Raw genomic sequence first — 24,077 nt, forward strand, 5'->3', positions numbered from 1 at the left:
TGTTGCACTTGTAGGGTTATTATGACATCTCCTCTTTCTGTGATTATTTTAGCGGCCGGTAAAGGCACGCGTATGCAGTCTGCAAAACCAAAGGTATTGCAGACATTGGCTGGTAAATCATTATTGGGTCACGTACTAGACACTTGCCATCAGCTCACTGTCGATGAAACGATTATCGTTCATGGGTTTGGCGGTGAGCAAGTGAAGTCGGAAATCACCAATCAATATACACAGTCATCGATCACTTGGGTTGCTCAAACTGAGCAATTAGGTACTGGTCATGCCGTCAAAGTGACACTGTCTGCTCTGCCACAATCAGGGCAAAGCCTTGTTTTGTATGGTGATGTACCATTGGTAAGCTGTCAGACGTTAGCCGCATTGAAAACTGCCAATACTGACGGTATGTCTATGTTAACCCTTACTGTCGATAATCCGTTTGGACTCGGTCGTATCAAGCGTGATCAAGCAGGTAATATTGAAGCTATCATTGAGCAAAAAGATGCCAGTGCCGATGAGCAAAGTATCAAAGAAATCAACAGCGGTATCTACTGCGTAGACAATGCGCTATTGCACAAATATTTACCTGAACTCTCTAACGATAACGCCCAAAAAGAATACTATTTGACTGATATTGTCAAAATGGCAGTCGCTGATGGTATTACTATTGCGGCGATTGAGCCTGAGCATACGTTTGAGATTGAAGGCGTGAATAATCGCCAACAACTTGCCAGCCTAGAACGCATATGGCAGCGCAAGTTAGTCGCTGATTTACAAGAAGCAGGTGTACAGTTTGCTGATCCTACCCGTGTTGATATTCGTGGGTCTCTAACCGCTGGCCAAGATGTGTTTGTAGATGTTGGCGTGGTATTTGAGGGTAATTGCGTTTTAGGTAATAACGTCTATATCGAAGCTGGCTGTGTGATTAAACATGCCACTATCGGTAATGCCTGCCATATCAAACCTTACTGCGTGATCGATCATGCTGATATTGGTGCTGGTGTCGATGTAGGGCCTTTTGCCCATCTGCGTCCTGAGACGGTATTGTCTGATAATAGTAAAATCGGTAACTTTGTAGAAATTAAGAAATCGACCGTCGGTCACGGCAGTAAAGTAAACCATTTGAGTTACGTGGGTGATGCGACTGTTGGTACAGGCGTCAATATTGGTGCTGGTGTCATTACCTGTAATTATGATGGTGCTAATAAATCACAGACCATTATCCAAGACAACGCTTTTATCGGTTCCAATGTTAGCTTGGTTGCGCCTGTCACGATTGGTGATACTGCGACCGTGGCGGCAGGTTCTGTAGTTACCAAAGATGTTGATAACAATGCTTTGGCATTTGGCCGCGCGCGTCAAGTACAAAAAAACGACTTTCAGCGTCCGACCAAGAAGTAACCGGCTCGTTGCCAGCGTGATCAATGACCGTCACTCTTGAGCAACCCTAAGCAGTACTTCAATCTTTGTGGTACTGCTTCATCGTATTTATAAACTGATGTGCTAATTGATGACTAGAGTGATGAATCAGTCGCTAGTCTTTTTATCTTGTACCATTCTATATTGAACTACTAAAAATTGAATTTAAGGAATAGCCATGTGTGGAATTGTAGGCGCAGTCGCTGAGCGAAATATTGCCAATATCTTACTTGAAGGCTTGAAGCGTTTAGAATATAGAGGCTATGATTCAGCTGGTCTGACGGTGATTCGTGATGGTGAGCTACACCGCGAGCGTCAAGTGGGCAAAGTAAAGGCACTGGTCGATGCCGTCGCTATCAACCCAGAGTTCTTTGATGGTCATATCGGTATCGCTCATACACGCTGGGCCACCCATGGCGAGCCCGCGCAGTGCAATGCACACCCACATGTATCAGGCAAAATTGCCGTTGTTCATAATGGCATCGTCGAAAACTATGCCGAGCTAAAAGAAGAACTGATGGCCAAAGGCTATGAGTTTACTTCGCAGACAGATACTGAAGTGGTGGCGCATTTAATCCATGATATCTATAAACAAACGCCTGACTTATTAGAAGCTGTCCGTACTATCATTCCATTGCTACATGGTGCCTTTGCTTTGGGTATCGTACATGTAGATTGCCCAGATGAGCTTATTACTGTACGTCTAGGCTCACCATTGGTGATTGGTGTCGGTATCGGCGAGAATTTTATCGCCTCAGACCAGCTGGCCCTTTTGCCGGTCACCAACCGCTTTATGTATCTAGAAGAAGGCGATATTGCTAGATTGACTCGCAGTAGCATTCAGGTTTATGCAGATGGCGTTGAAGTCCAACGTCAAATACATGAAATTGATGCCACTCAGCATAACGCAGACAAAGGCGAGTTCAAGCACTATATGCTCAAAGAAATCTATGAGCAGCCAGACGCGGTTGCCCGTACTATTGAGATGGCTTTGGACAATGGCGAAACCGCTTCACTACGCGATGATTTTTTGCAGCGTTATGAGACAAAGTTATCAGGTATCCGTAATGTCCAAGTCATCGCTTGTGGTACCAGTTATCATGCCGGCATGGTCGCCAAGTACTGGTTCGAGAGTCTTATTCGTATCCCTTGTTCAGTCGAAGTGGCAAGCGAGTTCCGTTACCGCAATCCTGTCGTCGTCGATAATACTTTGGTTATCTGTATCTCTCAGTCGGGTGAAACGGCTGACACCTTATCCGCACTACGTGATATTCAAAAAAACATACCTACAGGCTTGGTCAGCCTAGCGCTGTGCAATGTACCAACCTCATCGCTGGTACGCGAAACAGATATCTTCTTGCCGACACTCGCAGGTCCTGAAATTGGTGTTGCTTCAACCAAGGCATTTACCACGCAGCTGGTTGCACTAATGTTATTAGTATTGAAAGTTGGTAGCACTCAGCAGCGTATGACTGCTGAGCAATTAAGTAGCTTATTAGATGAGCTGCATCAATTACCAGGTCAGCTGCACACCAGTTTGATGCTAGATGCTCCCATCAAAGCCATGAGTGAGCATTTTGAAGATAAGAAAAGCTGTCTGTTTTTGGGACGTGGCTTGCAATTCCCAATCGCTCTCGAGGGTGCGTTAAAACTAAAAGAGATCTCTTATATTCATGCCGAAGGCTACGCCGCAGGTGAGCTCAAGCACGGACCATTAGCACTGGTGGACAAAGACATGCCAATCGTTGTATTGGCACCCAAGGACAGTATGTTTGATAAATTAAAAGCAAATATGCAAGAAGTGCATGCGCGTCATGGTGAGCTATTCGTTTTCGCTAGTGAAGCCAGTCAAATGGTCGCAGAGGACAGACTGCATTTGGTAAATGTGCCTGACGTTTGCGAGGCCCTAGCCCCTATCGTCTACAGTGTACCCGTACAGTTGCTGTCGTACCATGTAGCAGTGATGCGTGGCACTGATGTCGATCAACCACGCAATTTGGCCAAGTCAGTGACGGTTGAGTAGTATAACCTATTGATTTTTAATTTATTATTACTTAATAGTCACCTATTATACTGAAGAATCACCAACCATTCTATGATGCATCACTAAATCCTTCGCCATCTACTACTGACAAGATGACGAAGGGTTTTTTTTGAATAACGAAATAAGAAACTATGCATCATTCATATGACTATAGTTTCTACTATATAGGTACTGAACGCATGGATACTGAGAGTGAAAGCACTAACCAAATAGACATTATCTATGAAGATGAGCACCTAGTGGCAATTAACAAAGAAGCCGGGCTGCTAGTACATCGTAGCTGGCTGGATAAAGGCGAAACACGCTTTGCTATGCAGCTGACCCGTGATGCGGTCGGTTGCCATGTGTTTCCGGTGCATCGTTTAGACAAACCGACTTCGGGCGTGCTTTTGTTTGCCAAAAGCTCAGCCGTAGCGCGCACCTTGACCGAGGCATTTACTGAACGCAAGGTTACCAAGCAATATATAGCCGTGGTGCGCGGCTTCATGCCAGAGCACGGCACGATTGATTATGCGCTCAGCTTTAAGCCTGATGCCATCGCTGATAAACTCGCCAACTTAGACAAGCCCGCTCAAGAGGCGGTGACCCACTGGCAAAGCTTGGCAAAAATCGAGCTGCCGTTTGCAGTGTCAAAAAAGCATCCCACCAGCCGCTATAGCCTTGTGCGCCTGACACCTGAGACGGGACGCAAGCATCAGCTGCGTCGGCACATGAGACATGTATTTCATCATATCGTGGGTGATACCAGCCACGGTGATATACGGCACACACGATTTTTTCGCACTCACTATGACTGTACGCGCATGCTATTACATGCTCAGACATTGGCGCTCAGTCATCCCGTCACTGGTGAGCCATTACTCCTAAAAGCAGGCTTGGACGATCAATGGATGCGCATCCTAAAAGCGTTTTCTTGGGTAGAGAGTCTTGAATCTCAGATGCATTAAGATTTTTTGGTGCTGTTGCTTCATAGAAGTAACGACCCCGATACTACTCGTAAAGGCTCAATGCGCTAACAATGGCTCATCAATTCGAGCATTTTGCTCTGACAGAATATATTATTTCTCTAAACCCTACTTTCTTTTAAGACTCTGATTGATGACTAAAAGGTCGAACAAAAGACCAGATTATTTAACTCAGTCTTTGAGCAGCTACTAGCGCAACTTTTCCAATGAAATGGCAAGTATTTAGCTAATTAGAGCTTGTAAACTCACTTGTGTTATACCTACTCTAATAGAGCGAGTTATTGATCAAGTTACAACCTATTTTGTAAGGTCATTACGCTATAAACGTTACGCAGCCCTTATTTTTTCAAAATCTCTAATAATTCCAAACTCTTAATCATCTATTTCGAAAGATATATTTTGCGCTTGAAGTTTACTAATACAGGCCTCTATTTTGAAATAGCGGCATCAGAGCGTATGCTGAGGAAACAGCTAGTAGTAACTTAATCTTAGCTAAATAACATGACAGTTCACTAAAGGTAATTGCCCCATTCAGCATCTTTCTCTATAATCTCAACGAGATTAATTTTAAAGAACGAACAATGGTTTTTAAGTACCTAAAAGCGCTTTTCTCTTATAATAGAAGAGAATCTTATCTTGGCGAAAGCTTGACTATAGCTGCTAAATCGTATCAAAAAGCAGCTGAACAAGGTCATGCTATCTCCCAGTATCATCTTGGTTTACTTTACCAAGAAGGGCAAGATATGCGTCAAGACTTGACTGCGGCTATCAGTTGGTACCAAAAGGCCGCTGAGCAAGGTCATGTCACCTCCCAATATAATCTTGGTTTGCTTTATGAAGATGGTAAAGGCATTCGTCGAGATTTGGCTACAGCTTTCAGTTGGTATCAAAAGGCCGCTGGGCAAGGTCATCTCATCTCCCAGTATCATCTTGGTTTGCTTTATGAAGAAGGTAAAGGTATTCGTCGAGATTTGGCTACGGCTATCAATTGGTATCAAAAGGCTGCTGAGCAAGGTTATATTATTGCCCAGTATCACCTTGGTTTGCTTTATGAAGAAGGTAAAGGTACTAGTCAAGATTTGACTACCGCTATCAGTTGGTACAAAAAGGCCGCTAAACAAGGTCATGTCACCTCTCAGTATCACCTTGGTTCACTTTACGAAAATGAGAAAGGTACTAGTCAAGATTTGACTACCGCTATCAGTTGGTACAAAAAGGCTGCTGAGCAAGGTTATATCATTGCCCAATATCATCTTGGTTCACTTTATGAAGATGGGAAAGGTACTAGTCAAGACTTAACTAGGGCTATCAGTTGGTACAAAAAGGCCGCTAAACAAGGTCATGTAACCTCTCAGTATCATCTTGGTTTGCTTTACCAAGAGGGCAAAGGTGTTCATCAAGATTTGGCTACCGCTATCAGTTGGTACCAAAAGGCCGCTGAGCAGGATCATACTATTGCCCAATATCATCTTGGTTCACTTTACGAAGAAGGTAATGGCGTTCGTCAAAACAAGTCTCAAGCAAAAGAATGGTTTGGTAAGGCTTGTGATAGTGGTGGTCAAAATGGGTGCGATAAATATCGCATACTAAACGAAGCAGGTTACTGATCTTGTTCATTTGATATAAAAACCTCTCAATATAGTTTATGTGTACAAACAAAATATCAAAAAATACCGATCAGTTAAAAACCTGATCACTTAGATTATTAGAATTAATCTATGAGTCTGTTGCAAGCATATCCTAGCCAATTAACTCTCTCCCCTCCAGCATATATGTAGACTACTTAAAAAATCTCACTAAACTATGCATGGCTCGCAGCATTAGGCACTATCATCTTGTTCATGAGCTTTATCCTTTAGACACACCACTCCAAACCCTCAAAATAATCCTTTATACAGAAAGTAAAACCCTACAATAGTCAGCAGCACTGCAAAGCATTTTTTTAGTAGCGCTGGTGATAAGATATGCGCGACTTTTGCGCCCAGCTTGGCGGTAAAAAAGCTCATGATACTGATACCCGAAAAGGCATAGATATGCACAAAGCCAATCGCATTAGGTACATTGATATTGGCCTGCATCCCAAAAATCATAAAACCAAGCGCGCCTGCGATGGCAATCGGCAGACCGCAGGCAGCGGACGTGCCTACCGCTTTTTGCATCACCACACCGTAACGTGTGAGATAGGGCACCGTTAAACTTCCACCGCCAATACCAAAAATAGCGGAGGCAATACCAATACCCGCGCCTGCTGCCAGTTGCTTCGGTTTTGATGGCAACGCGGCATCGGTATGCTGGGCGCTGTTGTTTGTTTTCTTTTTTCCGCCCCTAAACATCTTATAGGCAACCCACAGCAAAAACACACCTACAATCAGCTGAAGGTACAATCCTGATATCTGCCCTGCAATCCCTGCCCCCAAAAAGCAGCCGATGGCTAAACCTGGGGTTAGGTTTTTAAAGACCGGCCACATAACCCCGCCCTTTTTGTTGTGCGCCATGAGCGAGCTGATAGAGGTGACAATGATAGTGGCAAGCGAGGTGCCCAGCGCCAGATGCATTACATTATCAGGGTTGTAGTCTATTTGAGTAAAAACGATAAATAATAGCGGCACGATGATGGTACCGCCGCCGACGCCGAACAGCCCCGCTGCAAACCCTGCCAGCGCTCCAATGATTAAAAAAATTATAAGTTCCACAGAATCGTTACTTTTGGTTGGAGGATAGAAAGATACGGTTAAGCCATATCAATTTGACGGACTTGACCGACTGGATGATAGCGACGGTTGAAGTAGACCAGACTCTCGCCTGACCCATTTCCACCCTCAGCATGTCTGTCAGTTTGGCTAATCGCGACGACGCGGCATATAAAGATGCTATGCGTACCCACCGCTTGTACTTGCTCAATCTCACAATCAAAGCTCACCAGCGCATCGTCTAACACAGGCGCACCCGTGATCAAAGTATGCCATGCGCCATGGGTAAAGCGCTCATCTGAGTCAAGCTTGGAGGCAAAGACATTAGATAGGTGCTCATGATGTGCGCCAAGCACATTGACGCTCAGGACGTTGTTATCCACAAAATGCGTGTGCGAGCGCGAGGATTGGTTCATACACACCAGCAAGGTCGGCGGGCTATCGCTGACACTGCACACCGCCGAGGCGGTAAACCCATGCTCGCCTGCCGCGCCTGCGGTAGTGACCACGTTGACTGCCGTCGTCAGCAGTGACATGGCGTCTCTAAAATTGCTTGCTTCACTCATCACTCACACCCCAAATTTGGATTATTACTAATCTCTCGTTAGCCTACTAGTTCTTGACGAACGATGTCTGCGCCTGCGCTTAATGCTTGTAATTTGCCTTTTGCCACTTGGCGCGACAACGGTGCCATGCCACAGTTGGTTGAAGGATAGAGCTTGTCGGCATCGACAAATTGTAGCGCTTTACGTAAGGTATCTGCGACCGCCTCAGGCGTCTCGATGTCATTGGTCGCCACATCAATCGCACCAACCATGACCTTTTTACCACGAATCAGTTCAATCAAGTCCATCGGTACGCGCGAGTTCTGACACTCAAGTGACACGATATCGATTTTAGACTGCTGCAATTTGGGAAAGGCTTTTTCGTATTGACGCCACTCTGAGCCGAGCGTTTTTTTCCAATCGTTATTGGCCTTAATGCCGTAGCCATAGCAGATGTGTACCGCCGTTTCGCACTTTAGCCCTTCAATTGCACGCTCAAGCGTGGCAATGCCCCAATCGTTGACGTCATCGAAGAACACATTAAACGCAGGCTCATCAAACTGAATGATATCCACGCCCGCCGCTTCTAGCTCTTTAGCTTCTTGATTGAGGATGGTAGCAAATTCCCACGCCAGCTTTTCGCGGCTCTTATAATGACTGTCGTACAACGTATCAATCATGGTCATCGGCCCAGGCAGCGCCCATTTGATCGGCTTGTCAGTGTGCTGACGTAAAAACTTGGCATCATCAACGAACACAGACTTTTGGCGGCTCACGCCGCTCACAACCGTTGGCACACTGGCATCATAGCGATTGCGGATACGCACGGTCTCGCGCTGATTAAAATCCACGCCGTCTAAATGCTCAATAAAGGTGGTGACAAAGTGCTGACGGGTTTGCTCGCCATCACTGACGATATCAATCCCTGCCTGTACCTGCTCTTGTAGCGACACCAATAGCGCATCTTGCTTGGCTTGGATTAAATCCTCACCGTCCAGCTGCCATGGTGACCAAATTTTTTCAGGTTCCGCCAGCCAAGTGGGTTTGGGTAAGCTGCCAGCAGTTGAGGTTGGTAGTAATACTGTCATATTGCTTCTTCTTTTGTATTGGTCTTTTATTAGTTTTTTCATGACGTGATCAATTAGGCAGCATGCTGTTTAGGCAGTGCCTCTTTCACAGAGTAACTGGCCGCCCATGTCTCAAGAATATCCTGATAAGGCTTGATAAAATGTGTTTCGGTGAACTTGCCTTGGGTCACTGCCATTTGGCTACGCTCTGCACGATCATATACGATCTGGGTCAATGAATAATCTTGGTAGTTCAAGCTTGGCTGATACACTTCCCCAGCGCTCGAGTTGGCATTATAAATCTCAGGACGATAGATCTTTTGAAAGGTCTCCATGGTACTGATCGCGCTTATGAGCTCAAGATCGGTATAGTCGCTGAGTAAGTCACCTGCAAAATAAAACGCTAACGGTGCGACGCTACCTTCAGGCTTAAAATATCGCACAACTAAGCCCATCTTGTGAAAATAGTCGTCGGTGAGCGAGTATTCATCTTGCTTGTACTCGACACCCAATACCGGATGTTGGTTGTTGGTACGATGATAGGTTTTGCTTGTCGACACACTCAGGCAAATCACAGGCTGCTTATCAAAATTGGCTTTATAGGCATCTGAGTTCAATAGGTACTGAAACAGCTTGCCATGCAAGTCACCAAAGTGCTCTGGTGGCGATGACGTTGGGTTTTTATCGAAATGATCTAATAGCACGACGCTAAAATCATAATCGCGCACATATGATGAAAAGCTATTACCAATCATACCGTTGATGCGTTTGTTTTCTTTGTGGTCAATAATCGTTGTTTTGAGTGTTTCAATGACAGGAAAAGCATCGCCATTGCCTTCGATATCCATATCTACAGAGATGATATCAATCTCAACAGAATAACGATCTGCTGTAGGATTGTCCCAATGCGCAAGGGTATTAAAACGGTTGTTAATCATCGTCAACGTTTTGCGTAGGTTATCCTCGCGCTGCTCTCCGCGTGCTAAGTTGGCAAAATTTGTCGTCAGTCGTGTATTGTCAGCAGGATGATAGTTTTCATCAAAACGAATGCTTTTAATCGAACAGCTAAACTCTTTACTCATAATGATTCACCACTTTCATATTTAAAATAGAACAAAATATCGTTATGGGTGAATCATACTCAAAACTTTACATGAATAAAAACGATACTATTTTAATATAAGATGAATTTTATTCATCTTTCACATAGATCTGGAATTAGATATAGATTGATAAGAGCATTTTTAACTATCGCTATAAAAAATCTAAGTCTGCAAAAAACTGAGAAGTGATGGCGGCGATCGACAAATGGGATAGAAAGGATAGAGAGCGATGTCTGATTAGAAATTGTGGACGAGTGATACCGTACTGTGATCCAAAGATTTTAAAGAAGGTAGAATTGTCACAAGTGAAAAATCAAAACGATATGATATATTCAAGACTCTAAATCAGTACCTAAACATGACTAATTTCTCGCAAGGTATACTACATAAAACAGCAAAGTAATCTTAGCAGTCTTATTTTACCTAGAGCCATTTTTTGATAGCATCAAGCACTGCTACGAGTACAAGACAAAAAAATAGTAGCGATACGTCATCTATTAAATGACCTATCGCTACTATGTTTAGAGCTCTCTATCTTTAGAGTAATGTCCTTAGAAGCTATTCTCTTTCCAATACCACTCTGTAGCGAGCATTACCACTTTCTAGGCGCTCAAACGCTTCGTTTATTTCAGACATTTTGTAAGTCTCAGTCACTGGTTGGATTTTGTGTCGCGCCGCGAAATCTAACATTTTGCGCAGCGTCGATGGTGAGCCAACTGGTGAGCCTGATAGGCTTTTTTGCGCCATAATCATCGGTGCAGCTGATATCTCTAGTGGTGCTTCTAATATACCAACAAAGTGTAGTTTACCCTTTGGCTTCAAGGTCTGAACAACCAGATCCCAATTCATATCGACGTTTACTGTTGAGATGATCAAATCAAAAGAACCCGCGACTTTTTCGATTTCGCTATCATTTCGTGAGTTCAATGAGTGGTGAGCACCCATCTCTTTTGCTTCTTCTAGTTTCGACTCACTGGTAAACGCGGTCACTTCACAGCCCCATGCATTGGCAAACTGCAACGCAAGGTGACCTAAGCCACCAATACCGATTACGGCTACTCTTGAGGTTGGTGTGATACCGTACTCTATAAGTGGGTTAAACACGGTGACACCGCCGCATAATAGTGGTCCCACTGCATTAAAATCTAGGCCTTCAGGAACCTTTATGACGCTGGTATCTTTTGCGCGCACTTTGTCTGCAAAGCCGCCATGGTTACCAATAATCGTACCTTCTTGCTCAGGACATAGGTTATGGTCGCCATCGATACATAAATCACAAACGTTACAGTACCCTTTATGCCAGCCAAGGCCGACTTTATCACCTAGCTCCAGGTGCTTAACATGTTTCCCCTTATTAAGGACTTTACCTGCAACTTCATGTCCGCCAACAAACGGGTATTGGGTCATACCCCACTCGTTTTGCCACATTGATAGATCACTGTGACAGATACCGCAGCTGTGTACTTCGATTTCTACTTCATGGTCGCCTAAAGTACCTGGGTCATACTCATAGGGCTCAAATTTGCCACCTTTCTCTTTTGCTGCATATGCATTAATCATCGTTATTCCTCATTTTTAGTCATTGTAAGAGTTAAATTTTTGGTCGTTGTGATTGTTGATTTATAGTTCTATTGGCTATTGGGACATCAAATGCATTGTTAAGGTCAGGCGTCATCGAGGTATCAACATCACTGAAATATCTATCGACCCGACATAGAAAGCATTTTGAATAGAGACGTTTTATATTGCAGCATCTTAAACAAAATCGCCTTTGATAAATCCAATTGAGCGGGCTTCCAATTGAGCGGACTATAGCAAAGACTAATGCTATTACACCATCACCTTTAACAAATTAGGACCAACCTCATACACAGTCTCATACTTAAAGGGCTGAGCACAGCTACTACTAACGCTTTGCGGCTTCAATCTGAATATTCAGCTGCACTTCGCTGGTGATACCTAATAGCGTATATTTACTAATACCCCATTTTGTTCGATCGATGGTTGTGGTGAAATCGCCACCGCAGACTGGCTTTTTGAGTATCGGGTTTAGGTAACAATTGAACTTAGTCGCTGTTAATGTAACAGGGTTAGTCTTGCCATGTAGCGTCAACATCCCATCGATTTTGCTGACGTTTGAGCCACTATCATCGGTCGAAAAGTACCATTTAGTAGACTCAAATTGCGCTAATGGAAACTGCTTAACATCAAAAAAATCTGCGCTTTTGAGTGCGATATCAAACCCTTTATCTCCTGTATTTAAGCTGTTCAGAGGAATAACCAACGAGATATTACCAGTTTTGGCAGCTGCGTTATAGTCCAGCTGTCCAGTTAGATTATAGAACCCGCCTGTGTTGGTTGAGGTATTAAAGTGGTCAATAGCAAAACGTACATTGGTATGAGTAGGGTCAATATCATAAATCACCGCATGGCTGCTAGTGAGACCTAACATGCCTATACATACAGCTGGTAGAAGCTTGCGAGTGGGCAGCATGATTGCCGCAAGAGACATTCGATTCATAATAACATTCCTTTGTGATCGTAAATGATAGGGCAATCGTGTCATTTATATTCTTTGCAATCAGGCCCTTATAAGTACTGCGCTCTTATATAATGACAACAAGCCCATACTTAATCAATAAGTATGGGCTTGTCTGTTTTGATACGACATCATTGCTAGTAGTATGTCACGCAAATGATCGACCAAAGACATCACATCATATCTTACTGTCCGTGGTTGCCTGATCTTTACCACTTGGCACCAACCATTTGGCAAACCATCCTGACAAATCATCCATCAGAGTATAGACGACTGGAATGACCACTAGACTAAGTAACGTTGAGGTGACCAGACCGCCCAATACCGCTGCTGCCATTGGTCGTCTAAATGTTGGGTCAGCATCACCCCAACCAAACACCAGTGGCAACATGCCAGCGCCCATTGCAATAGTAGTCATGATAATAGGGCGCGCGCGTTTGCGGCATGCATCTACGATAGCTTCAAAACGTGCCAAGCCTTGGCGCTGCGCAATCAGTGCATAGTCGACGAGCAGAATTGAGTTTTTGGTCGCAATACCCATGAGCATGATAAAGCCAATCATCGATGGCATCGACAAGCTACTATTGGTAATGACCAAACCAACAAACGCCCCGCCTATCGATAACGGCAATGCCATTAAGATAGTAAACGGCTGCAACAAACGACCAAACAGTAAGATGAGTACACCTAAAATACAGACCACACCCACCGACATGGCGATAATAAACCCACTAAAGAGATCGGCCATGTTCTCAGCTTGACCCTGATCAATAATAGTAATCGCAGATGGCAGTTGCTGCATGGTGGGTACAGATTTGACCGCTTGAACCAAATCACCAAGCTCACCACTCGCTGGTTGTACGGTGATACTGATAGCCCGCTCGCGATCTAACCTACTGATCTGCGCAGGACCTGTGCCAAAGTCTAGATCGGCGACCTCGCCTACGCGTACCCCCTGTCCTGCAGGCAATGTACTCGGTACATACAGACCTTCTAACTGATTCACATTTTGCTTGGCCACATCTGGTAGACGCACCACGATAGGAATCTGACGCGTATCCAGATTGAGCTTTGACAAGCGCTGCTCGTAGTCGCCAACAGTCGCCACGCGCAATGTGGTCGCTATGTCCTGAGTTGTGACCCCTTTATCAGCCATTGCCAGTCTATCAGGCGTTACCGTCAGCTCTTGACGCGGCAGACTACGGTCACTGGTCACAGCGCCTGCGCTCGGTAGCCCGCGTATTTCGGTCATGATTTGCTGGGCCGTTTGCTCCAGCAGTTGCGGATTGGTGCTGGTTAATGAAAAGTTATAGCCACTCTCCCCGCCACTTGATAATCCTACCGTAAAGCGTGCTCCTGGCACATCTGTCATCAACTCGCTGATTTTTCGTTCGATTTCTTTTTTGGTGCCTCGTTCTGCACGCGGCGCCAGCACGATATCTAAGCCTGCTATGTTTTCAGCTTTACCGCCACCACCATCTGACGCACCCATCGATGCCTGCGCCTCTCCCACTGAGGTGAAAATATTGGTCACTTCAGGCATTGCTAAGATACGAGTGCTAGCAAGTGCTGCCACGCGTTCTGTATCGGCCAATGACACATCAGGTGTCAGCTCAATGGCAACCCGAGTCTGGTCGATATCATTATCGGGAATGAATGAGGTCGGTAACAGCTTGACTAACCCTAGTGAAGCCACGAACAGCACTAACGTAGCAGCCATAGTGAGCCAGCGATGATGCAGTGTCCAAGAGACTATCTTAAGATAATACGTCATGATCGCGCTTTGTTTTTCGACGTGCTTTTTCTCTGGTCTGAGTATATACGCTGCCATCATAGGGGTGATCAGGCGCGCTACCATGAGTGATGCAAAGATCGATAACGCAGCGGTCCAACCAAACTGACGAAAGAACTGTCCAACAATACCGCCCATAAATGCCGTCGGTAAAAACACCGCAATCAAAGTAAAAGTAGTGGCAACCACCGCCAGACCAATCTCATCGGCCGCTTCCATAGCCGCCTCATAAGGCGTCTTGCCCATACGTAAATGCCGAATAATGTTTTCGACCTCAACGATGGCATCATCAACCAACACCCCGATGACCAATGACAACGCCAGCAGCGAGATGATATTGAGGCTAAACCCAAACAGATACATACCCAAAAAGGTCGGTATTACCGATAAAGGTAAGGCAACGGCAGCAACAATCGTCGCTCGAATATTGCGCAAGAACAGAAATACGACGACAACGGCTAAAATACCCCCTTCAATGAGCATACGTAGCGAGGATTCATAGTCTTCAGCTACTGGCGTTGCGCGATCATAAACTTTTTCGATATTGATATTACCCACATCAGCTGTGAGCTTGGCAAGTTCCTCATCGACAAGCTTCATGACATCGACTTCGCTGGCACCGCGTGAGCGAGTGATGTTGAACGCCACCACCGTCTCCCCATCCAGTTTCGCAATAGAGCTTGGATCAGCGGCGCCATCAGTAATTTGTGCCATACGTCCAAGCGCTTGTGTACCGCCTGTGGGCACAGCAACCTGTACATTATTGAGCTCATTTGCACGCTCAACAGCACCCAGCACACGGATAGTTTGAGTGGTATTACCCACTTCAGCTTCCCCGCCCGAGCTGTCTTGCTGGATACCAGCGATTTGCTGTGACAGTTGCGAGATGGATAGTTTTAGACCACTGAGCGCAATTGGATCAGCGGCAACCGTGATTTCACGCTGTAGTCCCCCAACACGGCTGACGGTACTGACACCAGGTATATCAGAGAGCCGCTTGGTGACAGTATCATCGACAAACCACGATAGATCCTCCACACTCATGTTTTGAGCGGCCACAGAATAAGTGACGACTGGAAACCCTGCCGTAGATACTTTGGTAATAATGGGATCATTGGCAGCGGCTGGTAGATCTCCTCGTACTTCACCGACTGCCGAGCGTACATCATCGACGGCTTCTTGAATGTCTTTTTCTAACGTAAACTCAGTCGCCATCGTCGCGGCACCAGTCTGTAACGTGGTACGAATATGACTCACACCCTCGATACTGGTCAGCTTATTTTCGATCTTCTTTGCGATGTCGTTTTCGAGCTGTGAGGGCGCGGCGCCTGGTAGTGTTACCGTCACGACCACAGCGGGTAGATCTATATCTGGGAACTGCTGCACCTTCATTTTCATGAAGCCGTAAATACCGCCCAATGTTAGAAGCACAAACAGCAAGATAGCCACTAGCGGGTTTTTAATCGAGTAAGCGGAGACGTTTAAACTCATGACTGTGCCTGCACTGCTGTACTCGTTTGGCTCACACCATCTACGATACGCACCAAGTCACCATCATTTAAAAAGCTACCACCTTGTTTTACAATTCGGCTATCACTTGGCAAAGGTTCTAATACGGTGACATTTTCACCCAGTCTTTCGCCTAGTGTCACACGTTGTTGCTTGATGCGGCCCATAGACTTGTCGTCTCGAGACGTGGTCTCAGCCATCACTAGCATCACATAATCGTAGCCATCGTTGCTCACAATAGCGCTATTCGGAATCGTTTGGGTACTGGTACTTCCAAGCAGGAACTGGCCTGTCTGATACATGCCAGCACGTATGTTTGCATTGGGTGCCAAACTTGCATAAATCGTGATTTGGCGATTGCTGTCTGCTGTCGGGGCAATACGGCTCACCTGCCCCATCACTGCATCACCGCCAGGCAGAGCGACTCGTACCGATGTACCAACGTTGATATCGCCAATGAGTTTAGGGTCGATATCAGCTTGCCATTCTAAAATACCGCCTTTGATAATTGTAAATAAAGGCTCGCCGCCTGCGACCTGCCCAACCTCTACCATCTTGGCACTGATGATACCGCTCACTGGTGCGACCACTTTTGCATTATCACGTGTCAAACGCTGATTGCTCAAACGAGCTTTGGACGCCTGCAAAGCGGCTCTTGCACGTACTTCAGAGGTACGATAGCGATCAGCTTCTTGTTTGCTAATGGCATCAATATCGATAAGAGGCAATACACGTGCCGCATCTGCACTAGCATTGGCAAGGGTTGCTTCTGCTTCTGCGACATCTGCCTCAGCCTGCAGCACTTGTTGCTCCATCGCATCGGTGTCAAACATTGCGAGGACTTGTCCTGCGCTTACGCGGTCACCCTCCTCGACCAGTATACGTTCGATGGCAACACCATTTACTTTTGCACTGACGTTGGCAGTGTCTTTGGCATTAATGGTGCCATCAGCACTGAGTGTACTACCGATCTCCTCTTGGCTTGGACTGATAGTTTCTACTGAGAGCACAGACTGCTCCGTACTAGCGCTACCATCAGCTATATTATCGCCTGCCACACTAGTGGACGCTGCTGACTCGTCCGTTGCTACCGTATCATTATTGCCCCAATACTTGCCCAAGAGGACACCAACGACCAGCACCGCTGCCAATACAGGTAGTAGCCATAGCGGCATTTTGGAAGTAGAGTTTTGAGACAGGGTATCAGATTGACGATACGGTGGTAGTTTGGAGGGTTCGGATGGCTCAATATTGGTGTCTTGCTCGCGAGTTGGTACGTGCTTATCCTCAGGCTGTTTAAAATCACTCATAGTTGGTCTCTATAAATAAGCACGGTACTAACGCCGCAAAAAGTATAAGGGAAACAAGATGATGCAAACCGATATTATCAACAATAGTCTTTTATCATTGTAGACTATCTCTTTACAGAGTCAATTGTGTAGAATATCTGCATAGTCAATTGATGATGATTATCAGAATATAGTAAGACATTGAACTTGATAAAGATATTAACAGCCAAAATTATAATGTGAGTAAAAAACCGACCACGATAATTTATCGTTGTATATCCACATTGCGTCCAAACCTATTTATCTATTCTTTTATATCTAATATTCAGCCTTCAAGGCATCTCTTTAACAATAACGCTTAATCCTTTATCCTTTGGATAGATAAGTAGCTGAACATGATGTCGCAGCGAATGCACGGATATGTAAAAGGCACACTTAAAACAGCAACTTGCAATAACTCACGATACATACGCCCTACAGTTTATACTTGTATTTATGAGGTAATTTGTCATTATTGATATAACGTCATCAATAAAGGAAACCATCATGGCTAATAAAGCAGAAGTAAAAAAGATTAAGCAAGAGATTAAAGATACCAAAGTAAAAATTAAGCAAAAACAGAAAGACCTTAAAGATTTAAAGAAGTCATTAAAAAAAGCGAAAAAAGCCAAATAGCTTTTTGCTGAGAAATGGCTTGATGCTGAGAGTAAGCCGCTTTTATAAAATAGCTTGGGTTCAAAATAGAAGAGGATAGCGTTGGCTGTCCTCTTTTTTGCTGTTTATTGATGGTAAGAAGATCGCAAACGGTATTGCTAGGCTTGACTTGACTAGGCGTTGGTATAACGACTGGCCTCTGGCATCCAGCGATGAATTAATTGGCTAACATCTGGTTTACGCGCTGGATCTGCTATCAAATGCTTAGCCAAACGCTGAGCAATGGCAAATAATTGCTCATCACGTATCAGGTCAGCCAAATAATATCCGACGTTACCCGTTTGGCGCTTACCCAGTAGTTCACCCGGTCCACGCAGCTCTAGATCCTTTTGAGCAATAACAAAACCATCAGTGCTATCACGCAATACCTTGAGACGCTCTGTGCCAGTCTCCGAGAGTGGCTTTTGATAGAGCAGCACACAGTAGCTTTTAGTAGAGCCTCGCCCAACACGCCCGCGTAATTGATGCAGTTGTGATAGACCCAAGCGCTCAGCATTTTCGATCACCATAAGCGACGCATTAGGGACATCGACACCTACTTCGATTACCGTTGTCGCAATCAGCAAGTCCAAGCTACCTTCCTTAAACGCTTGCATGATGGCTTGCTTATCAGCAGATTTCATTTTGCCATGCACCAGCCCAATGCGAATATCTAAGCGCTCATTTAAGTCTTCATAGGTGGCTTCAGCCGCTTGTGCATCTAGCACGCTTGATGCCTCGACTAACGAGCACACCCAGTAGGCTTGCCTGCCTGCCTCACAGTTAACAGCTATGCGCTCAATCACCTCATCACGTCGGTTCCGATCAACGGTCACCGTCGTGATTGGTGTGCGTCCTGGCGGCAACTCATCAATGATGGAGGTATCCATGTCGCCATAGACACTCATTGCAAGTGTCCGAGGGATTGGTGTTGCTGTCATGATCAGTTGGTGCGGCGTGCTGTTGGCTACCCCTTTATTAGTCAACGCCATTCGCTGCTCAACGCCAAATCGATGCTGCTCATCAATGATGACAAGACCCAGCTTGGCAAACTGTACTTGCTCCTGGAACAGAGCATGCGTACCAACGATGACTTGTACGGTATTTTCCGCAACCGCTTCCAATGCCTCGCGACGTTGTTTGGCCGTTTGCTTGCCGGCAAGCCAGCCAACACTAACTCCCAATGGCTCAAACCATTGCTTGAAGTTTACCAAATGCTGTTCTGCCAAGATCTCAGTCGGCGCCATTACGGCCACTTGCCAGCCGCTATCTAACGCATATCCGGCAGCTCCTGCTGCAACCAATGTCTTACCAGCACCCACGTCACCCTGTACCAGTCGCAGCATCGGAATTGAGGTTGCCATATCTGTGGTGATGTCTGTCATTACTCTTTTTTGGGCACCCGTTAAATCAAACGGCAATGCGCCAAACAACTGATCGGTAAGCTGGCTATGAGTAGTACATTTAGGCGCTTTGTGCTGATGTAGCTGTTGGCGGCGATATAGTAGACTGAGCTGATGAGCAGTCAACTCTTCAATAATTAGACGCTGACAGGCAGCATGAGTGCGTGCCGTCAGTTGAGTCAATAACTTGTACTGCTGGCTCGCATTCGTATAAGTCGGCGGTGTATGCAGCAGTACCAATGCTTCAAATATTGTTAAATTATAGACATTGTGCTGAGCAATACTGACAGCGACGTTATGTATGTCATTATCTGCCTGATAGGTAGAAGGACTGGGCTTATATACGCTATTGCCAATCGCATTGCTAGTCACATTGTCAGGCACGCTACGCGCCAACGTCGAGAAAATATCTTCGGTATATTCGGCCTCTGATACCACTGATTTGGATGGCTCAAACGGCACTAATGGTAGATCGGATACAACTGCAAAATCTTCAGCCGTAAACAAGGTCATGGGTAGACCTTGGCTCCGAACCGTTTGCAATGCCAGCTTAATCAAGGTGCGCAGCTTGTTTTGATGTAAGCCTTTGACAGTAGGATAAATAGGCTGCAATCCCGTATCAGTCATGATGGTATTGTCAGTGATAATTTGATATTCAGGATGATGTATCTGCTTACCGTAACGGCTGACTTTGACCTCACCAAATAGCTGTAAGCGTGTTCCCAAATTCATAGTCTGTACTAGACCACGATAGACCTTAAAAAACCGTAAGGATATCGTACCAGTGTCATCGTCCACGGTCACGGTCATACCGCTGCGTTTGGTATCGACATGGACGACCCGACCAGTGATCAACGCCGACTGTCCATGCGCCACCTCGCCAATTGATACCAGTCGACTGCGATCTTCATAATCACGCGGTAAGTGGAGCAGCAAATCAAATATCCGTTTGATATTCAGTTGCGCTAGTTGCTCTGCCACTTTTGTTCCAACGCCTGCCAGCGCTGTCACTGGCATGTCTAGCGATGAAAGTGGTAAATCAGACCTTGTGTGGACTTTTACACTGGCTAAAGAAGTATTCGTTGATACTAACATCAAAGATCCTAACGATATTATTTTTAATTTTTATATACTAAGGGTGTTTTTAATATACCGTACATATTGGCAGTTGTCATAAAATAGCTACCATATATAGCACATATAAAAATACCAATTCGTATCATTATAGCTGACAATACAATTGCTTATGCCCAGCTATTTGGTAATACTGCTGCAAAACAATCCAATGGCAAACGACTGAACGTCTGACTGTTATCCAGTAAACAACTTCTATCTTCTTTTTACATCATGGCAAAGCTATAAGGTGCTTTTATGTTCGCTTCTGCTTTTTATAGTCACCCTCCTCTAGGCCTACTACGCGCCAGTCTGTTGACTGTATTTGGACTTGCTATCAGTGCTTGTAGCACCATAACGCCTGACTATTCAGTAACATCAGAACCAGCCATAGAGCTACCTAGTGTTGCACTGGTATTGGGCGGCGGCGGGGCGAAAGGCTTTGCTCATGTGGGGGTAATCAAAGCATTAGAAGAGAATGGCATTAAGCCTACAATGGTGGTTGGTACCAGTGTCGGTAGCTTAATTGGCAGCTTGTATGCGAGTGGCTACACGCCTGCACAGCTTGAGCAGTTGGCACTGACCACCTCGGACAGCCAGCTGACAGATTTTACGATATCCAACCAAGGATTTGTTGAAGGTATCAAGCTCAAAAACTTTATTAATAATAAAGTGAACGCAAAAGCAATAGAGGCGTTTCCTATTAGCTTTGCAGCGGTCGCAGCAGAAAAGCATACTCTAAAAAAGGCCGTCTTTACGACGGGTGATGCAGGTCTTGCTGTTCAAGCCTCTTGTAGCGTGCCTAATATTTTTATCGCGCCGCGCATCCCCGAAAAAGTCGGTAAAAAATACGTCGATGGTGGGGTGGTGAGCCTAGTCCCTGTAGATAGCGCTCGTGACTTGGGTGCGGATATCGTTATTGCTGTTGATGTGACCACTGCTCAAGACAATGCCGCTACGATTAATAACCCTCTAACCATCAGCTCATTGAGTGACTTTTGGGGGTTTCTCGAAACCAATATCGTATCACCCGCAACGCACCAACGTACCTCATCAATGCGCCGTGAGCGAGACCGTGCTGATATTGTCATTACACCAAATGTGGGACACATCAGTTCAATAGATACCAGGCAGCGTCGCCATCTTATAGAAGCAGGCTCACAAGCAACTACATCTCACATCAGCGCTATCAAACAACTGATACAAGAAAAGTCCAAAAGCAAATACGCAACCCTTTAATCAGACCTATCTAAAAACGTGTATCCAAAGATACTTATTCAGAAACACCTACCAAAAAATTTCGGCCAACATTTATTCCAGTACATAAAAAAGCACCATAGCTATGAACTATGGTGCTTTTTGTTAATGCTTACTGTTACCTGGTAGCGCTTGGCAAACCCCTCAGAATAAAGTTTTTCAAGCCGTAGCTGATTTAGTGTTATTTAACACGTGCGCGATATTTTACTGCTACCGTATCATTCAGACCAACGCCTTCGAGATCCCAGCGAACTGCTTTGTAGTATCTGAGCGCAACATCTTGCAGTTGATTATCTACCTTTGTACGTAGTGGCATACGAGCGAAGTTATTGCCATCAACACTACCATATGGGAAATCAGGTGCCACGGTACCAAGCAGCTCTACTTGATCAGGAATACTCATAGTGACCGTCATCTTACGTACACGATCTGCATTGGTATTGGTGAAGTATCCTTTATACTCCAAAACATTGCCCGATTGCAATCGAGTATTAGTATCAACAGGAACGAGAGTCTCCTGACCATTGGCATCGACGCTTACCAACGATGCTGTGATCTTGCTATTGACCGCTTGGGCGCTTGAGTTACCGCTCGCACTTGCCTGCATTGCCATTGAACTATCAACTGCTTGCTCTGGTGTTGGGAGCATTGCTGACGCTTGCGTGACTACCATTGCACCGATGAGCGTACCGGCAACAACGTGAAATAAGCGATGACCGCTCCAAGCACTAAATGGGCTAGCAAATTGGTTACTTTTTTTCATAATTCTCATTATCCCTAGTTGATATTTCAGTAAAACGCAGATGGCAAAACGTAAACTTTTTAAATCTATTCAATAGCTGTCTTATATCGCTCATGACTGCTTGAGCAACCTAGCCCTAATACTACAGCACATATAACTGATGGTATTACTTAAACCATAGCCGATAAGCAAATTATCATTATCTGCTTTTTGACTATTTTGTTCTATCAATTACATGATCACGTCACAGTTGCTATTTCTTTCAGAGCCACTCTTTTTATAAAGTCACTTCTTACTTCCTACAAGGGTACTTCTTATAAAATCACTATTTTTATGATTATCTTCGTTCGCTAACCGTAAAGCAATAGCGCTTAGCATAGCAAAAAGCTTTTGTGTGTACATTAACCCCGTGTTGAGGTTGTGTATATCGTAATCCTGCGATGAAACACCCGAACACAGCTGAAATAAAAGATAGCTCATAACCGCGTTTTTTGCTATGGTAAATCTTTAGCGTAAGGCATATTTTTGCTGCGCACTCTTTCTTATTCTAACGACTACTGCTCCCATTATGACTACTAGTTCCATGCCCCAGATTAATCCTGAATACGTCCATTGGTTCCGTAACTCTGCCCCATACATTAATACCCATCGCGGCAAAACGTTCGTGATCATGTTTGGCGGTGAGGCGGTCAATCATCCTAACTTCAGCACACTGATTCATGACTTTGCTTTGCTCCATAGTTTGGGCATCAAGCTGGTACTGGTGCATGGGGCGCGACCACAAATCGAAAAAAACCTCAAAGACGACAATATTGAGTCTCCGCTACATCAAGATATCCGTATCACCCCGCGTGCAGCGATGCCAGCTATCCTACAGGCGGTTGGCGCTATTCGTTTACAGATCGAAGCACAGCTGTCGATGGGGCTTGCCAATTCACCTATGTATGGTTCGCGCATTGATGCCATCTCAGGTAACTTTGTGACGGCGCGCCCTTATGGCATTCGTGAAGGCATTGATTATCAAATGACGGGCGAAGTTCGTTCTATCGATGTGGAAGCTATCAAAAACAACTTATTACACGACCACACCGTGATACTAGGCTCTATGGGCTATTCAGCGACGGGCGAAGTATTTAATTTGCTCGCTGAAGACGTGGCGCTTAGTGCTGCAGTAGCGTTAGGAGCCGATAAGCTTATCTTCTTGGGTGAGGAAGCTGGCATCAATGATGGTGATCGTTTATTACATGAGATGATTCCCAACGAAGTGGATCGCTTCTTGCGCGACCGTGATCTAAACTGTGAAATCAATTACTTCTTAAACTGCGCAAGCCTAGCATGTCGCCAAGGGGTACATCGTACACATATCATCTCATATGCCAAAAATGGCGCACTACTAGAAGAGCTATTCACTCGTGATGGTTCTGGTACGCTTATCAGCCATGACCCTTACGAAGAGATTCGCCGTGCCAACATTGATGACGTGGTTGGTCTTATCGAGCTGCTATCCCCTCTAGAAGAGCAAGGCATCTTAGTCAGCCGCTCACGTGAACGCTTAGAGCAAGAGATTGATAATTATAGTGTCATCGAGCGTGATGGTATGATTTTGGGCTGTGCCGCGCTACATACGTTAGATGCTGAGTCAGCAGAAGTGGCTTGTGTGGCCGTACGTCCTGAGTATCGCAGTGGTAGTCGCGGTGCTGACTTGCTGGCGTTCTTGGAGCAGCAAGCGCGCAGTCATGGCTTGCATAAGCTATTTGTTTTGACGACTCGTACCGCGCATTGGTTCGTTGAGCAAGGCTTTGCTGAAGTTGAAGCAGATGCCTTACCAGAATCACGTCAAGAGCAGTACCATAATGGTCGCAACTCTAAAGTCTTTCAAAAGAACCTATAGAGGATAGCCAAGCTGATAT

Annotated in this window: 17 protein-coding genes; 7 read left to right on the forward strand and 10 right to left on the reverse strand. The window is 45.2% G+C overall.

From position 1 onward, the window contains the following. Positions 1-21 precede the first annotated feature (21 nt). From glmU to AC5JPY_RS07310, 4 genes are all read left to right on the forward strand, one after another. Complete coding sequence (gene glmU / locus AC5JPY_RS07295; protein ID WP_493852325.1) at positions 22-1,398, forward strand: bifunctional UDP-N-acetylglucosamine diphosphorylase/glucosamine-1-phosphate N-acetyltransferase GlmU; 1,377 nt, start codon at positions 22-24, stop codon at positions 1,396-1,398. Positions 1,399-1,594: 196 nt separating this feature from the next. Further along, a complete protein-coding gene (gene glmS / locus AC5JPY_RS07300; protein ID WP_493852326.1) occupies positions 1,595-3,439 on the forward strand; it encodes a glutamine--fructose-6-phosphate transaminase (isomerizing) in 1,845 nt (614 codons plus the stop codon). A gap of 200 nt (positions 3,440-3,639) precedes the next feature. Next, positions 3,640-4,407, forward strand: a complete 768-nt coding sequence (gene truC, locus AC5JPY_RS07305) for a tRNA pseudouridine(65) synthase TruC (RefSeq protein ID WP_443526776.1) — start codon at positions 3,640-3,642, stop codon at positions 4,405-4,407. Between the two features lie 665 nt (positions 4,408-5,072). Next, complete coding sequence (locus AC5JPY_RS07310; protein WP_493852327.1) at positions 5,073-6,032, forward strand: SEL1-like repeat protein; 960 nt, start codon at positions 5,073-5,075, stop codon at positions 6,030-6,032. Positions 6,033-6,302: 270 nt separating this feature from the next. Here the strand turns inward: AC5JPY_RS07310 and AC5JPY_RS07315 are convergent, their stop codons facing one another. The 8 genes from AC5JPY_RS07315 to AC5JPY_RS07350 all read right to left on the reverse strand — a co-directional run bounded on the left by AC5JPY_RS07315 (position 6,303) and on the right by AC5JPY_RS07350 (position 16,980). Next, positions 6,303-7,118 carry a sulfite exporter TauE/SafE family protein gene (locus AC5JPY_RS07315; protein WP_443526780.1) on the reverse strand — a complete coding sequence of 272 codons (816 nt, stop codon included), beginning with the start codon at positions 7,116-7,118 and terminating at the stop codon, positions 6,303-6,305. 38 nt (positions 7,119-7,156) lie between these two features. Next, positions 7,157-7,681, reverse strand: a complete 525-nt coding sequence (locus AC5JPY_RS07320) for a flavin reductase (protein ID WP_443526781.1) — start codon at positions 7,679-7,681, stop codon at positions 7,157-7,159. A 38-nt stretch (positions 7,682-7,719) separates the two neighbouring features. Further along, a complete protein-coding gene (locus tag AC5JPY_RS07325) occupies positions 7,720-8,748 on the reverse strand; it encodes a methionine synthase (protein WP_443526782.1) in 1,029 nt (342 codons plus the stop codon). 53 nt (positions 8,749-8,801) lie between these two features. After that, entirely contained in the window at positions 8,802-9,809 is a 1,008-nt protein-coding gene (locus AC5JPY_RS07330; protein WP_443526783.1) for a DUF1852 domain-containing protein, read from the reverse strand. 579 nt (positions 9,810-10,388) lie between these two features. Continuing rightward, positions 10,389-11,390 carry an NADPH-dependent aldehyde reductase Ahr gene (gene ahr, locus AC5JPY_RS07335; protein ID WP_443526785.1) on the reverse strand — a complete coding sequence of 334 codons (1,002 nt, stop codon included), beginning with the start codon at positions 11,388-11,390 and terminating at the stop codon, positions 10,389-10,391. A 346-nt stretch (positions 11,391-11,736) separates the two neighbouring features. Then, a complete protein-coding gene (locus tag AC5JPY_RS07340) occupies positions 11,737-12,351 on the reverse strand; it encodes a YceI family protein (RefSeq protein ID WP_443526787.1) in 615 nt (204 codons plus the stop codon). A gap of 196 nt (positions 12,352-12,547) precedes the next feature. Then, positions 12,548-15,652, reverse strand: a complete 3,105-nt coding sequence (locus AC5JPY_RS07345; protein WP_493852328.1) for an efflux RND transporter permease subunit — start codon at positions 15,650-15,652, stop codon at positions 12,548-12,550. Beyond that, complete coding sequence (locus AC5JPY_RS07350; protein WP_493852329.1) at positions 15,649-16,980, reverse strand: efflux RND transporter periplasmic adaptor subunit; 1,332 nt, start codon at positions 16,978-16,980, stop codon at positions 15,649-15,651. The genes AC5JPY_RS07345 and AC5JPY_RS07350 overlap by 4 nt, the downstream gene beginning before the upstream one ends. 525 nt (positions 16,981-17,505) lie before the next feature. Between AC5JPY_RS07350 and AC5JPY_RS07355 the strand changes: the two genes are divergently transcribed. Beyond that, the gene (locus AC5JPY_RS07355; RefSeq protein WP_493844083.1) at positions 17,506-17,634 is read left to right on the forward strand and encodes a hypothetical protein; all 129 of its coding nucleotides are present in this window, start codon (positions 17,506-17,508) and stop codon (positions 17,632-17,634) included. A gap of 152 nt (positions 17,635-17,786) precedes the next feature. On the opposite strand, the gene recG is transcribed toward AC5JPY_RS07355, so the two are convergent. Beyond that, the gene (recG, locus tag AC5JPY_RS07360) at positions 17,787-20,150 is read right to left on the reverse strand and encodes an ATP-dependent DNA helicase RecG (protein ID WP_443526792.1); all 2,364 of its coding nucleotides are present in this window, start codon (positions 20,148-20,150) and stop codon (positions 17,787-17,789) included. A 276-nt stretch (positions 20,151-20,426) separates the two neighbouring features. Between recG and AC5JPY_RS07365 the strand changes: the two genes are divergently transcribed. Further along, entirely contained in the window at positions 20,427-21,407 is a 981-nt protein-coding gene (locus AC5JPY_RS07365) for a patatin-like phospholipase family protein (protein WP_443526793.1), read from the forward strand. Between the two features lie 199 nt (positions 21,408-21,606). Here AC5JPY_RS07365 and AC5JPY_RS07370 read toward each other — a convergent pair whose 3' ends face one another. Then, positions 21,607-22,188: a hypothetical protein gene (locus AC5JPY_RS07370; protein WP_443526795.1), complete on the reverse strand. Its 582-nt coding sequence runs from the start codon at positions 22,186-22,188 to the stop codon at positions 21,607-21,609. 547 nt (positions 22,189-22,735) lie between these two features. On the opposite strand from AC5JPY_RS07370, the gene argA reads away from it, so the two are divergent. Then, positions 22,736-24,058: an amino-acid N-acetyltransferase gene (gene argA / locus AC5JPY_RS07375; RefSeq protein WP_319052100.1), complete on the forward strand. Its 1,323-nt coding sequence runs from the start codon at positions 22,736-22,738 to the stop codon at positions 24,056-24,058. Positions 24,059-24,077: the final 19 nt, after the last annotated feature.

The organism is Psychrobacter sp. H27 (assembly GCF_059072655.1).